Annotated in this window: 14 protein-coding genes and 1 pseudogene; all 15 read right to left on the minus strand. The window is 70.8% G+C overall.

The window, feature by feature from the left end:
- Nucleotides 1-53: 53 nt before the first annotated feature.
- Nucleotides 54-1,289 carry an NAD(P)/FAD-dependent oxidoreductase gene (locus tag D7X55_RS23045; RefSeq protein WP_120549234.1) on the minus strand — a complete coding sequence of 412 codons (1,236 nt, stop codon included), beginning with the start codon at nt 1,287-1,289 and terminating at the stop codon, nt 54-56.
- A complete protein-coding gene (locus tag D7X55_RS23050; RefSeq protein ID WP_120549233.1) occupies nt 1,286-3,583 on the minus strand; it encodes an MMPL family transporter in 2,298 nt (765 codons plus the stop codon). The genes D7X55_RS23045 and D7X55_RS23050 overlap by 4 nt, the downstream gene beginning before the upstream one ends.
- Entirely contained in the window at nt 3,573-4,181 is a 609-nt protein-coding gene (locus tag D7X55_RS23055) for an outer membrane lipoprotein carrier protein LolA (RefSeq protein ID WP_120549232.1), read from the minus strand. The genes D7X55_RS23050 and D7X55_RS23055 overlap by 11 nt, the downstream gene beginning before the upstream one ends.
- Entirely contained in the window at nt 4,178-4,597 is a 420-nt protein-coding gene (locus D7X55_RS23060; protein ID WP_120549231.1) for a thioesterase family protein, read from the minus strand. Before D7X55_RS23060 ends, D7X55_RS23055 begins: the two co-directional genes overlap by 4 nt.
- Nucleotides 4,587-6,146 carry a histidine ammonia-lyase gene (gene hutH / locus D7X55_RS23065; RefSeq protein ID WP_121724202.1) on the minus strand — a complete coding sequence of 520 codons (1,560 nt, stop codon included), beginning with the start codon at nt 6,144-6,146 and terminating at the stop codon, nt 4,587-4,589. Before hutH ends, D7X55_RS23060 begins: the two co-directional genes overlap by 11 nt.
- Entirely contained in the window at nt 6,118-7,065 is a 948-nt protein-coding gene (locus D7X55_RS23070; protein ID WP_121724203.1) for an acyltransferase, read from the minus strand. Before D7X55_RS23070 ends, hutH begins: the two co-directional genes overlap by 29 nt.
- Nucleotides 7,062-7,799 carry a glycosyltransferase family 2 protein gene (locus D7X55_RS23075; RefSeq protein ID WP_120549228.1) on the minus strand — a complete coding sequence of 246 codons (738 nt, stop codon included), beginning with the start codon at nt 7,797-7,799 and terminating at the stop codon, nt 7,062-7,064. The genes D7X55_RS23070 and D7X55_RS23075 overlap by 4 nt, the downstream gene beginning before the upstream one ends.
- Complete coding sequence (locus D7X55_RS23080; protein WP_121724204.1) at nt 7,796-9,505, minus strand: AMP-binding protein; 1,710 nt, start codon at nt 9,503-9,505, stop codon at nt 7,796-7,798. Before D7X55_RS23080 ends, D7X55_RS23075 begins: the two co-directional genes overlap by 4 nt.
- A complete protein-coding gene (locus tag D7X55_RS23085) occupies nt 9,498-10,049 on the minus strand; it encodes a hypothetical protein (protein ID WP_120549226.1) in 552 nt (183 codons plus the stop codon). The genes D7X55_RS23080 and D7X55_RS23085 overlap by 8 nt, the downstream gene beginning before the upstream one ends.
- Nucleotides 10,046-10,306 (minus strand): acyl carrier protein, encoded by a 261-nt coding sequence (locus D7X55_RS23090; RefSeq protein ID WP_120549225.1) that lies wholly within the window; start codon nt 10,304-10,306, stop codon nt 10,046-10,048. The genes D7X55_RS23085 and D7X55_RS23090 overlap by 4 nt, the downstream gene beginning before the upstream one ends.
- Nucleotides 10,307-10,340: 34 nt before the next feature.
- Nucleotides 10,341-10,604, minus strand: coding sequence for a phosphopantetheine-binding protein (locus tag D7X55_RS23095; RefSeq protein WP_120549224.1), 264 nt, complete (start codon nt 10,602-10,604; stop codon nt 10,341-10,343).
- Nucleotides 10,591-11,370, minus strand: coding sequence for a 1-acyl-sn-glycerol-3-phosphate acyltransferase (locus D7X55_RS23100; RefSeq protein WP_120549223.1), 780 nt, complete (start codon nt 11,368-11,370; stop codon nt 10,591-10,593). The genes D7X55_RS23095 and D7X55_RS23100 overlap by 14 nt, the downstream gene beginning before the upstream one ends.
- Nucleotides 11,363-12,091, minus strand: a complete 729-nt coding sequence (locus D7X55_RS23105) for a beta-ketoacyl synthase chain length factor (protein ID WP_167510803.1) — start codon at nt 12,089-12,091, stop codon at nt 11,363-11,365. The genes D7X55_RS23100 and D7X55_RS23105 overlap by 8 nt, the downstream gene beginning before the upstream one ends.
- 347 nt (nt 12,092-12,438) lie before the next feature.
- Complete coding sequence (gene mdcG / locus D7X55_RS23110; protein WP_121724205.1) at nt 12,439-13,098, minus strand: malonate decarboxylase holo-[acyl-carrier-protein] synthase; 660 nt, start codon at nt 13,096-13,098, stop codon at nt 12,439-12,441.
- A 228-nt stretch (nt 13,099-13,326) separates the two neighbouring features.
- Nucleotides 13,327-13,946, minus strand: a pseudogene (locus D7X55_RS23115) (hypothetical protein); the annotation flags it as partial.

Here is a 13,946-nt window from a genome sequence, read left to right on the forward strand (position 1 = left end):
GGGCCGGGGCGTGGAGGTACAGGCCACGAGGCCCGCGACGAACAGGGCGGGGATCAGGCGGCGGGCTTGCACAGTCCCTCGAGGACGGTCAGGCGCCGCTTGCTGTCCGAGACGTAGGGGTTGTTCTTGTCCCACGCGTAGCCCGCGAGGATGGCGGAGATCATCCGGCGCACGTCTTCCGACGGGTTCGGGTGGAAGATGATGTCCTGGAAGCCGCCCTCGTACCAGGACTCCACGAAGGTGCGGAACGTGTCCACGCCCGCCTTGAGCGGCTTCGCGTACTCGTTCTCCCAGTCCACCTTCTCCCCCGCGAACGCGCGGGCGATACAGGCCGAGGCGAGGCTCGCGGACTTGAAGGCGATGGTGACGCCCGAGGAGAACACCGGGTCCAGGAACTCACCCGCGTTGCCCAGCAGCGCGAAGCCCGGCCCCCACAGCGACTTCACGTTGGCCGCGTAGCCGGTGAGCTTGCGCGCGGGCATGCTCCAGACGGCGTCCTTCAGCAGGTTCCGCAGCGACGGGGCCTCCTTCACGATGGCCTGCAGCCGCTCCGTGTCCGTGCCGGTGTACTGGTCCAGGAATTCCTTCTTCGCGACCACGCCCAGCGAGCAGCGGCCGTTGGAGAAGGGGATGGTCCAGTACCAGACGTCCACGTGCTCCGGGTGCGTCGTCACGCGGATCTTGTTCCGGTCGAAGGTGCCCACCGGAATGTTGTCCTGCACGTGCGTGAAGATGGCGCCGCGCACGGGGAAGTTGGACGGGGTCTCCAGGTTGAGCATGCGGGGCAGCACGCGGCCAAAGCCGCTCGCGTCCAGGACGAAGCGCGCCTTCACGAGGTACGTCTCGCCTTCGGGGGAGCGGACCGTCACCTCCGGCTGCTCGCCGGAGAAGTCCACGGACAGCACCTCGTGGCGGAAGCGGACGGTGGCGCCCTTCTTCTCCGCGGCCTTGGCCAGCACGTGGTCGAAGGTGCCGCGCTCCACCTGGTAGGTGGTGCCCCAGCCGGGGCTGAACTTGTCGCGGAAGTCGAAGTCCGTGTACCTGCCGGCGCGCTCGAAGGCCGCGCCGTTCTTGAACTGGAAGCCCGCCTCCACCACGTCCTGGAGGAAGCCCGCTTCCTGGATGTACTCCATGCTCTGCGGCAGCAGGCTCTCGCCAATGGAGAAGCGCGGGAACTGCTCGCGCTCCAGCACGAGGACGTCACGCCCCTGCTTGCGAAGGAGACCGGCCGCGACGGAGCCCGCGGGGCCCGCGCCAATGATGAGGATGTCCGCAGTTTCAGTTTTCAATGTGTGGCTTTCCCGGGTGGTAGACGGAAACAAGGGGTGAGGATCCAGATGGTGACCTCGCCCAGCAGCATGGCGAGGCCGAACGACCGCAGCGCGGGCGTGGCGGAAAGGCCCAGCAGCCCGAAGGACAGGAGCGTGCTCACACCGGCCAGCGCCACCGCGAGCCACGCGGAGCCGTCACCGGGGTGCTCCAGGAGGAAGATGCCGTAGTCCACGCCCATGCCCAGCAGCAGCACCAGCCCGAGCACGGTGAACAGCTGCAGCGGCGCGCCCGCCCATCCGAAGATGGCGAGCGTCAGGAGCGTGCCCAGCACGGACGGCACCCACGCGCGCCACGCCTGGCGCCCGAAGCGGGCCACCAGCGTGAGCAGCACCGCGAGGTAGCCCGCGACGATGAGGCCGCCCATGATGCGGCGGTAGCGGCTGAGCAGGCCTGAAATCTCGGCCGTCTTGTCCACCCAGCGGACGCCCTCCAGGCCCTGCGCCACCTCTTCCAGGCGCGGCAGCACCTTGGGGTCGTTGAGGCCGCGCAGCATGAGGACGCTGTACTGCGCCTTGCCCAGCGTCCCCAGCCACTGCTGCCGGATGGCCGCCGCGGCGGGACCGGAGAGGAAGTGCTGGAGCGTGAGCGGCTCCTGGGAGAAGGCGGCGCGCGTGGGGGCCTCACCCGTGGACTCGCTGACGGCGGCGACGGCCAGGCCTTCCGCGCGGGCGCTCAGGGCCGCGTCCTCGCGCTGCTGCGCTTCGGACGGGAGCCAGTCGGACACGGCGCGGTAGCCCGCGAAGACCTTCTGGGCCACCAGCGCGTCCAGCTTCGTCTTCAGCACGGCCTCGCGCGCGAGCACCTGTTCGTCGCTGTCCCCCTGCACCAGGAAGAACTGCGCGGGGCTGGGCAGGCCCAGCAGGCGCCCCAGTTCGCGTTGATCCGCGATGAGGTTCGGGGGCGCGCCCTGCAATTGGCGCAGGTCGTCCCGGGGCTCCAGCTTCCAGAGGCCCACGGCCACGAGCACCGCGAGGACCGCGCCCGTCCCCCACCAGAGCGGCGTGGACGTGATGCGCGGCCAGCGCGTGATGGACGCGGAGAAGCGCTCGGAGAAGGACGTGATGGGCAGGGCGCCCGTGTCCAGCGACGGGAACCAGCACACGACGGTGAGGAACGCGGCGGTGAGGCCGGCGGCGGAGAAGACGGCCATCTGCCGCAGGCCCGGGAAGGGGGCGACACCCAGCGCCAGGTACGCCACCACGCTGGTGACGAGCGCCAGCACCATGCCGGGCAAGAGCGCGCGCATCACCGGGCCGCGCTCCGACGGGGCCTTGCCCTGGCGCGCGGCGAAGTAGTGGAAGCCGTAGTCCTCCGCCACGCCCACCAGGCTGGAGCCGAAGACGAGCGTGAGCAGGTGCACCCGGTCGAACACGAGCGCGGTGACCGTCAGCGCCACCGCGCAGCCCAGCGTGAGCGACACGCCCACGAGGAGGATGGGCCGCAGCGACCGGAAGGTGAGCCATACCAAGACGAGCACCGCCGCCAGCGACCCGAAGCCGATGGTGGACATCTCCCAGCTGGCCTGAGCGGCGGCGGCCTCCGCGTACAGCGGCACGCCCGCGGCGACGAGCCGGCCTCCGGGCACCGCTGCCTCCACCGTCGAGCGCGCCCGCTCCACCGCGGCGGTGACGCGCGAGCCGTCCCCCAGCGCGAAGGCGGACACCTTGCTCTTCCACATCAGGAGCACCCACTCGCGCCCCTCGCCGGACAGCCACATGCGTCCGTCGCGGGGGCGGGCGGACGTCTCCGCCGCGCGGGCCTGCCACCAGTCCTGCCACAGGCCCAGCGGATCCGCGTTCCAGTCCGTCAGCTGCGCGCCCGCGGGCTGGTACAGCTTCATCAGCGCCGTGCCGCCCAGCTCGTCCGGCGTCGCCTTCGCCAGCCACTGGCGCTGCGCGGGCGTGAGCAGCCGGTCTCTGTAGGGACGGTAGAACTCCACCGCCTGGTCCAGCGTGGAGGTGTCCACCACCGCCGGCTCCAGCAGGCCGGAGGCCTCCGACAGCACGCGCGTGGCCTCGTCCGCGGCCTTCTGCGCGGACGGCCAGTCGTTGGCGCCCACCAGCAGCACCAGCTGCCGGCCCGCGTCGTCCGCGAGCTTGCGCGTGGCGGCGTCCACCTCGGGCGCCTGCTCGTCCTCCGGCAGGAGCGCGAGCACGTCCGTGTCCAGGCTCGCCGAACGCCAGAATCGCACCTGGTGCACGCCCACCGCGAGCACCACCAGGGCCCAGAGGATGGCCAGCTTATTTGCCAAGGCGCTCTGCTTCCGTCGCGTCGGGGGGAGGCGTCTGGGCCAGCTGCTCGAAGGTGATGACGCTGCTGTCGCCGCGCGACTCGTCCAGCTGCACCTGGCGCACGTAGCCGTCGCCCTCCAGGTGGATGTGCTTGAAGACGCGCGCGAGCCCCGCGTCCGTGGGCGTCAGCTCCAGCTTCCAGCCCTTGTCGCCGACGAGCTCACCCTCCACCTTGAAGCGCTTCTGGAGCGCCGCGACGTCGCCGGACAGGAGCGCGAAGAGCAGCTCGTTCACCGCCGCCAGCGCGGGCTCCTTGGTGGAGTCCAGGTGGTAGGCCGCGCCGCCGGTGGCCTGCTGCGCGCTCAGCGACTTGCGCGTGAGTGTCAGCGTGGACGCGAACGGCGTGCGCGTGTTCCACAGCACGCCCTGGTCGCGGGCGAGGAGGAAGTCCCCCTTGGACACGAGCGGCTTCTTGAAGCCCGCCACGGACTTCTTCTGTTCGAACCGGCCGCGCACCAGCGGCGCGTCCACCAGCCGTGCGCGCACGTCCTTCACCAGGTCCGCGGCGTGGGCGCTCAGGGACACGAGCGCGAAGGTCAACACGAGGAAGGGCTTCATTCCGGCCTCACTCCCAGCTTCTGCCAGAGGACTTCCGGGCAGACGTATTCCATCTCACCCGTCTTCAACGACACGGCGACCTGGATGGTGTGGGCCTGGTTCACCTTGCGGCCGGTGTCCGCGTCGCGCAGCAGGTAGTCGAAGCGCAGCCGGTTCTCCCACTCGGTGATTTCGGCGCGCACGATGATGCGCTGCTTGTACCGGATGGGGGAGACGTACTTGAGCTTCATCTCCACCACGGGCCAGCCGTAGCCGGACTCGCGCATCTGCGGCCAGTCGTAGTCGTGCTTGCGCAGGATGACGGCGCGCGCCAGCTCCAGGTACTTCACGTAGTGGCCGTGCCAGACGATCTCCATCATGTCGAGATCGTGGAACGCCGGGTCAATCAGCAGCTCGCAGCTCAGGTCAGGCTTCATGAAGCCTCCACTCCTGGCGGCGGATGGCGGTGAGCAGGCCCTGCAGCTCGACGTCCAGCGCCCGGTCCTCCACCAGCAAGGGGATGCGCGCTTCCAGATCCGCCTGCATCGCGGCCAGCGCGGGCCCCGGCTTCGCGTCCGCGTCCAGCCGCTGGCGCAGGGTGACGCCCTGGCGCGCGGCGATGAGCATGGCCGCCGCCACCTGCTCCGTCAGCTCCAGCACGCGCAGGCAGTCGCGCGCGGCGATGGTGCCCATGCTCACCTTGTCCTGGTTGTGGCACTCGGTGGAGCGGGAGAAGACGGACGCGGGCATGGTCTGCTTCAGCGCCTCCGCGGTCCACGCGGAGACGCTGATCTGCGCCGCCTTGAGGCCGTGGTTGATGGCCGCGCGGGCGCCGGTGGACGCGGACAGGTTCGCGGGCAGCCCGTGGTTGAAGCGCGGGTCCACCAGCAGCGCCAGCTGCCGGTCCAGCAGGTCCGCCACGTTGGCCACCGCGGTCTTCAGCCCGTCCATGGCGAAGGCGATGTGGCCGCCGTAGAAGTGGCCGCCGTGCAGCACCCGCTCGCCATCCGGGTCGATGAGCGGGTTGTCGTTGGCGCTGTTCAGCTCGTTCTCGATGAGCGTGCGGAAGTACGGCAGCGCGTCCTCCAGCACGCCGATGACGTGCGGCGCGCAGCGCAGCGAGTACCGGTCCTGGAGCCGCTGCTCGTTGCGCGGAGGCCGGTCCGTGACCAGGTCCGCGCGCAGCCGGGCCGCCACGCGCTGCTGGCCCGCGTGAGGCTTCGCCGCGAAGAGCGTCTCGTCGAAGTGGTGCGCGTTGCCGGCGCTCGCCAGCACGTTGAAGGCGGTCAGCCGCGTGGCGAGCCGCGACAGGTACTCCGCGCGCTCCCACGCCAGGCACGCCAGGGCCGTCATCACGGCGGTGCCGTTCATGATGGCCAGGCCCTCCTTCGGGCGCAGCTTGAGCGGCGCGATGCCCAGCGACTGGAGCACCTGCGCCGCGGGCCTGCGCTCGCCCCGGTACCAGACGTCGCGCTCGCCGCAGAGCACCGCCGCCACGTAGGAGAGCGGCGTCAGGTCTCCGGACGCGCCCACGGACCCTTCCGCGGGAATCAGGGGCAGCACGTCGTGCTTGAGCAGCAGCTCCAGCTGGGTGAGCAGCGGAATGCCCACGCCGGAGAAGCCCTGCGACAGGGACGCCAGCCGCGTGGCCAGCACCGCGCGCGTCTCCTCGGGCGTGAGGAACCGGCCCGCGCCGATGCCGTGGTACGTGTAGAGGTGGTGCGGCAGCTCCGCCACGAGCGCGGGCGGGATGGACACCGTCACGGAGTCACCGTAGCCGGTGGTGACGCCGTAGATGACGCCGTCCTCCGCCAAAAGGCGGTCCAGGAACGCGGCGCCCTTGGCGATGCGCTGGCGGAAGGCCGGGGCCGTGCCCAGCTCCGCGGGGCGCTCGCGCCGCGACAGGGCGGCCACGTCCTCGAGCGTCAGCCGGGTGCCGTCGAAGCGGACCGGAGTGTCAGAGAGTTGGGGGCTTCGCGGAGACATGCACCTGATCCCAGAAGGGAAAGAAGTTGAACCAGTCGTAGGGGGCGCGCTGCAGGAGCGCCGTCACCCGGCCCGCGTAGTGCCGGGCACAGTCGGTGAGCGCCTGCTCGCGCTTGCCCCGGGGCAGCACGACGCGCTCGAAGAGGCGCTCGAAGTGGATGGTGTAGCCGTCGCCTTCATGGATGCAGCCCAGCAGGTAGAGCGGACACTTGAGCAGCGCCGCCAGCACGTAGGGGCCCACCGGAAATGGCGCCGGGTGCCCGAGGAAGTCGACGCGCACGGTCTGCGCGGAATTCACCGGGATGCGGTCGCCCGCGATGACCACGAACTCGCCGGCCTCCACGCGCTCGTTCAGCGCGACGGCGGTGGCCGGGCCCATGTCGGTGACTTCCATCAGCCGGAAGTCGTTCTCCGGGTTGAGCCGCTTGAGCAGGCGGTTGAACTGCTCCGCGTGCAGCGTGTGCACCAGGATGTTGAGCTTCACCTCGCCCCGGCGCTCCGCCATGGTGCGGCACAGCTCCAGGCAGCCCATGTGCGCGGTGACGATGACGCCGCCCCGGCCGGACGTGGCCACCTGGTAGAACTCCTCGCGGCCTTCTGTGCGGACGCGCTCGAAGCGGTAGCGCCCGCTCACCGCGAGCAGCTTGTCCAGCATGGTCTCCGCGAACATCAGCACGTGCCGCACGCTGTCGCGCCAGCGGGGCGCATGTCCCAGGGCCCCGGTGGCGGCCTGCACCCGCTCCAGGTACTGGCCGGACGCCTGACGCAGCGCGGGCCGCCTCAGCCAGTTCACCAGCACCACCGGGTAGAGGCAGAGGCGGAAGGGCCAGCGGCCCAGCAGACGGTGGATCCAGTAGAGGATCCAGATGCCCGCGACGAAGGTGGTCTCCCCCATCTCCGCCCAATGGCGGGACTTCATCTGGCCACCTTCCGCCAGAGGAGCACGGGCAGCCGGCCCAGCATCCCGAAGAAGAGCCGGGCGTGCATGCCGGAGATGCGCACGTTGTCCCAGAGCACGTCGAAGTGGGAGATGCCGTCGGTGGGGTAGCGCACCTGGGTGGGCTGGTTGAGGATGCGCATGCCGCGCCAGAACAGGCGCACCAGCACCTCCACGTCGAAGTCCATCCGCTTGCCAATCCTCACGGAGTCGATGAGCGCCACGGTGGGCTGCAGCGGATACACGCGGAAGCCGCACATGGAATCGCGGATGGCGAACGACAGCGTGTTGATCCACACCCAGATGTGCGTGGCATAGCGGCCGTACAGCCGGCCCTTGGGCACGGACTCGTCGTAGACGGGCGTGCCGCACACCAGCATGTCCGGCTGCGCCTTCGCCAGGGCGAGGAAGCGGGGGATGTCGCCCGCGTTGTGCTGGCCATCCGCGTCGATCTGCAGCGCGTGGCTGTAGCCCCGGGAGAGGGCCGCGCGCAGGCCCGCCATCATCGCGCCGCCCTTGCCCTCGTTCTGGGGCAGGCGGACCACCTCCACGTGCTCGCTGTCCTCGCGCGCCAGGCCGTCCAGCACCGCCGCGCAGCCGGGCTCGCTGCCGTCATCCACCAGCACGCAGGGCAGCCCGTGGCCCCGGACGGCCTTCACCACCGCGCCCACGGCCTCGCCGTGGTTGTAGACCGGAATCACCGCGCAGACCTTCATCCTGCCCCTCCGCCCAACACGATGCGGCCGCTGGCGTGCGAGCCCGCGGCCGACGTCAACTTGAACCCCAGCCGCCCGGACTCCTTCGCCCAGGTGAGCTCCAGCGTCAGCTGCGCGCCGGGCGGGATGACCTGCTGGAACTTCAGCGTCTCGATGCGCTGGAAGTCTGGCGGCAGCGCGAAGTGCTCGCGGCCCAGCATCAGCGCCCAGTCCAGCTGCACCACGCCGGGCAGGATGGGCGAGCCCGGGAAGTGCCCGTCGAAGTACGGCGAGTTGGCGGGGACGTCCACCGCCAGGAGCGCGCGTTCGCCGGAGCGCTCCAGCACGCGGAACGGGGGACGCTTCGGGTCGAAGAGCGCGGCGAGCGCCGCCTCGGTGGATTTGCCCTGCGAGTTCACCGGCATGACCTCCAGATACCGGAACCGGCGCGGCAAGGCACTGGACTCGAAATGCGGGGCCAGCTTCTCGCGCAGCGCCTGACTCAAGGAGCGCCTGCCCCCCGACTCCTGGAGCTGCCAGCCGTCCGCGGAGGGCACCCCCACCACCGCCAGGATCACCCGGTGCCCTTCGGTGAGGGGAATCACCCGGGCTTCACGCAGCAGGCCGCTGGCCACGAGCGCGCGCTCCATGGCGGAGAGCGACACGCGCTTCTCCTCCAGCTTGAGCAGCCGGTCGCGGCGCCCCAGCAACTCGAAGCCGCCGGGCACGGGCCGCGCGCGGTCCTCCGTGGTGAACCACTCGCCCGGGGGCAGCGCCAGGTGGGGCGAGCGGACCCAGAGCGCGTCCTCCTCCGCGCGCACCTCCACGCCCGGCATCGTGCGCCAGGAGGCGCCGTCGTCCGTGTCGCGCCAGCGCCACGCGACGCCGCCCGTCTCCGAGCTGCCGTACACCTCCACCGGCGCCCGGCCCAGCAGGTCCCGGCAGGCCTGGAGCGCTTCGGGGGTGAGCGGCCCGCCGGAGGAGAACAGCCCGCGCAGGTTCCCGCGCGCGGCCGCCCAGTCCAGCGTCGAGGGCAGGCGCTTCAGGTGCGCGGGGCTCGCCACCAGCAGGCCGGGGCCCGCCTGGAGCGCGGACAGGATGTCCTCGGGGTAGGGCAGGACGTGCGTGTCGAAGGGGCGGCCCGACGTCAGCGGCCAGAGCACCCGGAACAGCAGGCCGTAGATGTGCTGGTGCGACACGGTGGCCAGCACCGGCACGTCGCCCACGTCCGCGTCGAACAGGCGGCCCAGCGTGGCCACCTCGCTGGACAGCTGCGACAGGCGCTTGGGGATGGCGGTGGGTTCGCCGCTGGAGCCCGACGTGTAGACGACCAGCGCGGCGAGGTCCGGTGAGAGCGCCTGGAGCGCGGCGGGGGCGACGTCCTCGTTCCCCGCGGGCGCGAGCGGCGTCTGGCCTTGCGGGGCCCGGCCCGCGAAGCCGTCGACATGGGCCTTCAGCGCGTCCAGCGTGGCGGGGCGCGCGTCCGCGGGCAGGTAGACGCACGCGCCCGCGTGCCAGGCGCCGAAGAGCGCGGTGGCGAAGTCGAAGGTGTCCTCGGTGAAGAGGGCGAAGCGCTGGCCTCCGTGCGCGGTGAAGGCCGCGCGCCAGCGGGCGACCCGGGCGCGGAACGCACCGGCGTCCCGCACGCCGTCCTCGCCTCGGGCCACGGGGTGCCCGGCGGGACGGCCGTGGACGAGGAGGGTTTCGAGCGCGAGCGGCTCAGCCATGGGCGTGCCGTGCGCGCACCCGCTGCCGCACCACCCATTCGCCGGCGAAGAGCAGGCCCATGAGGCCGTAGGCAATGAGGCCATTGTAGAGCGCCCAGGCCGCGTCGCTCGCGAAGAGCGCCGTGGTGAGCGCGAGCGCGCCGTTGAGGACGAAGAAACCGCACCACACCTGCGTCACCTTGCGCGTGTAGGCCACGCCCGACGGCGGCAGGTCCTTCTCCCGAAGCCGCGCCAGCCGCTCAATCACGCTGGGCGGATAGGCCAGGCTGGTGGCGAAGACAGCGAGGAGCACTCCGTTCACCAGCACCGGATAGAGCTTCAGGGGCAGGGCGTTGTTGCCCAGCATGCTGGAGCCCGCGAGCACCAGCGCGCCAACCGCGGCCGCGAGCCACATCTTCTCCCGCGTGGCCACCGCGCGCACCACCGCCATGGCCGCCAGGGGCAACGCCATCCAGCGGGGCTCGAAGTGGCCCAGCCCCAGATAGACGAGCGGCGGGTAGGCGAGGCTCAAGAGCCCCAACAGCACCGGACGCAGACGCTTCACGCCGCGGCGGAGTCGCTGCCGAGCAGGCCGTACAGCGCGTCCACCACGTCCTGCAGCGTGCGCACGGAGCGGAAGACCTCCGGCGGAACGCGCTGGCCGGCGATGGGCTTCAAGCGCACCAGCAGGTCGATGGCGTCAATGCTGTCGATGTCGAGGTCGTCGTGCAGCCGCGCCTCCGGGATGATGCGGGAGGGCTCGATGTCGAAGGTTTCCTGGAGGATGGCGCTCAGGCGCTCGAACAGCTCGTGCTTGGTCATGGGGTTTCCTCGCTTTGTTTTTTGGACGGCGCTGTCAGGACTTGGTGCGGTGGTTGCTGACGAAATCCGCGAGCGCCCGAACGCTGGCGAAGTGGCGGCGGTTCTCCTTGGAGTCGCTCGCCAGCACGACGCCATAGGACTTCTGCAGCGCGAGGCCGAGTTCCAGGGCGTCGATGGAGTCCAGCCCCAACCCCTCGACGAACAGCGGCGCGGCCGGATCAATGTCGTCCGGCTTCACGTCCTCGAGGTTCAGCGTCTCGATGACCAGACGCTTTATCTCCTGCTCAAGCTCCAACATGTTCCTGGCTCCCCCTTAGAAAATGGTCGTGCAAACGGGTGGTGAGCTGGCGCGCGGCCTTCGCGGCCTCGCCGGCTTCCGCGTCCTGGGCCGACACGTGGATGTCGTCCTCCACGCGAATGACGTAGTGCATGGGCCGCTCCGGCACCTTCCACCAGGGCATGCCCTTGGTGAGGCCTCGCGGCTCGCAGCGGATGATGACGGGCGTGATGTCACACGGCCCGCGCACCGCGATGTTGGCGGCGCCGCGCTGCAGCTGCATGTTCCCGTCCAGCGGCGTGCGCGAGCCCTCCGGGAAGATGATGAGGTTGTTGCCGGCCTTCACGGACGCGATGCAGTCCTGGATGAGGCCCGGACCGGAGTCGTTGCACAGGTAGCGCGTCGCCCGGATGGGGCCGCGCGTGAAGGGGTTGTTCGCCAGGCTCGCCTTGACGACGCAGTCCGCGTTGGGCACCAGCGAGATGAGGAACACGACGTCGATGAGCGACGGGTGGTTGGCCAGGATGAGCAGCCCGGAGCGCGCCAGCTTCTCCACGCCCTGCAATTCGTAGCGGAGCACGCCCAGCGCGCGCATGTAGCCGATGAAGAAGCGGAACGTGTGGTGCACCGCCAGGCGCGCCAGCCGCTGCTGCCGCTTCGGATCGCGCACGAAGAGCGTGAGCAGCGGGAAGAAGAGGAGGCGCAGCGCCAGGCCCCCCAGCCCGAAGGTGGCGAAGGACAACCCGGTGGCGAAGATGCGCCACGGCCGGTCGAGCTTCTCAAGCATTGCGTGCCCACCGCCAGCGCCGGCCGCCCGTCGCGTGCTCCCACCGCGAGGCACCGGAGACGAGGAAGCGCAGGGCGCGCAGGTCCGCCGGGAGGTCCGCTGCTTCCGGCGATGTGGCAGGCGCATCCGCGCAGTCCAGGTGGATGGCATCCGCGCCCGTGCTGGCTGAAAGGAGGCAAGCCCATGCATGAGGAAACGCCACATCCCGGGAGAAGTGTTCCCACGGCGCGGGCACGGGCTCGTCGTAGACGACGACCATCACCCGGGGGACACCGTCCGACAGCAGGCCACACGCCTCCGTGAAGGCGGCCTCCACCGTCTCTTCCCCCGCGGCGATGGCGCCGTACGCGGACGTGTCTCCGCGCGCGATGGAGTAGAGCGCGCCAATGGCGTTGTGCACCGACAGGCTGAACGACGTGGGCGACAGCGGCTCCGGGCGCGCCAGCTGCGTGAGCAGCTCCACCGAACGGCCCAGGTCGCCGTAACGCGACGCGAAGATGACGGGCGCGTCCGGCGCGTCCACGTGCGCGTCGTACGCCGCCTGCAGCGCGATGCGGCCCAGCCGGTCCACGCGGCGGCGCATCATCGCGGGCATCGCCGCGAGCGCGGGCGTACCTTCGGCGGGGAGCGGATGCGGTGTCGCGAGCCACGTTTCCCAGGAGGCAGGATTGACGAGCCCGGGGGCCCAGGCGGCCCAACGCTGTACGGAGAATCCCATCATCGTGACGGAGAGGCCCCAATCGCCCCCAAAGACAACCTTTACCAAACCATTCACAGGGTGACAATTGGACGCCCCGGCCAAGCGGGCCGGGTGCCGGAAGCCTGCTCCTCCGCCTGCCCGGTGTCGCTTGCAACCCTCTGTTGTTGCTGAGGGAAGACGCACGGGGGGCTCGGCCTTCATGTTCTTCCGGGTTTGTCCAGGGAGATGACGCGCGCGGGCGTCACGCGGAGCGTGAAAAGCCTCGTGAGTCATTCGAAGCGGGCAGTGGAAACGGGTTGTGAGCGCGGCCTGCGTGACGTGTCGGCGGACACACGTATTCACGTGGAGCGCGAACTTCCTTGGGTGTTTCAGGGTTCGGCGGGGAAGAGCGCGCGCAGCTCCCGCAGCGTGCGGGGGCTGGCGCCGCGCGGGCCGGTGACCCAGATGCGCTCGGGCTCCAGCGCGAGCTCGCGCCAGGACACGGCGCCGCCGTCCGGCAGCAGCACCTCGCCGTCCAGGCGCACCACCGAGTGGCGCCGGGACACCGCCTCCAGGCCGAAGAGCAGCCGCTCCACGTCCGACCAGCGCGCCGGGGCGAACAGCAGGTCCACGTCCGACAGCGGCCGCACGTAGGGCACGCCCGAGCGGTGCTGCCAGGCCAGCGAACCGAAGACGCCCACCGTCAAATCCAACGCGCTGCCCAGGGCGATGACGTCATCCAGGGCGGGCCCCCAGGCCGCGGGGGCGGAGGCGCGCACCTCCTGCACCGTGGGCGGCGGCAGGTGGCGCTCCACGGCGGACAGGGCCACGTGCAGGGACAGGTGGCGGCGGCCGGGCAGGGTGAGCCCCAGCCGCAGCGTGTCGTCCGCGTCCTCTGGCTCCTGGCGGGCGACGGCGAAGGGCCGGCCCTGCTCGCGCCAGGCCGTCACCTGCGTCACCACGTCCGGGCCCGGCGGGGAGCGCACCTGGTCCGCCCAGCCGGCGCCCAGGTACACCCAGTCGTGCCGCACCGGACGCGCTCCGTCCATCAGCGGGCCTCTCCTCGGGCGTCTCCTCGGGACGGAGTCATCCCGGGGCTCGCGGTGGCGCAAAGGGGAACGGAGGACCTCACCCGTTGATTCATTACCCGGATTCGCGCGTCCGGTGGGGGCGAACCTTCAGGATGCGCCGCGGGAGCCCGGCGCCCAACGCTTCTTTCCGGAAAACCGGGTGGGAGCCGAGCGCACGCATCAGGGATTCCCCAGTCTTCCGGGACACTAGCGGGGCTTCTGGAGGATGGGGCTTACGGCGCTCACGTGCTGGCGGCGCATGTCGATGAGGATGTCGTAGTTGCGCGGCTCCGGGGCCACGGGGCCGGCGGCGAAGCGGTAGAGGCCGCTCACGTCGCGCTCGCGGGGGAAGCGCTCCTTCACCAGGGCCTTGAGCATCTCCTTGGCCACCCACTCCGCGTCCACGGAGACGGAGCCGAACTCGTCCAGGTAGTGGAACGGCGCGGTGGAGTCCGACTGCTTCGCGGTGAGCACGAAGACGCGGGGCTTGCGGTCCGGGACGACGAGGTTCGCGCCCTCTTCCATCACCGCCAGCTCCCGGCCCTGGGGCAGGGCGAACAGCTCCAGGGACTGCTCGTGCGCGAGGAGCGCGCTGAAGGCCACGAACACGCTGAGCAGGCCCATGGCCATGCGCGGACCATGCCTGGGCCAGATGGTGCCCAGGTTCACCAGCGACGCGGCGAAGAACACGGCCCAAACGCCGGTGAGCGCGTTGAGCGTGCGGTAGGTGGGCCACCGCTCCCCGGCGAGGAAGCTCACCGAGTACGCCGCGCCCGACAGCGTCACCAGCGCCAGCAGCCAGCGCCCCACGCCCACCAGCCCCGAGC

The organism is Corallococcus sp. AB049A, assembly GCF_003668885.1.
In the GTDB taxonomy this organism is placed as follows: domain Bacteria; phylum Myxococcota; class Myxococcia; order Myxococcales; family Myxococcaceae; genus Corallococcus; species Corallococcus interemptor.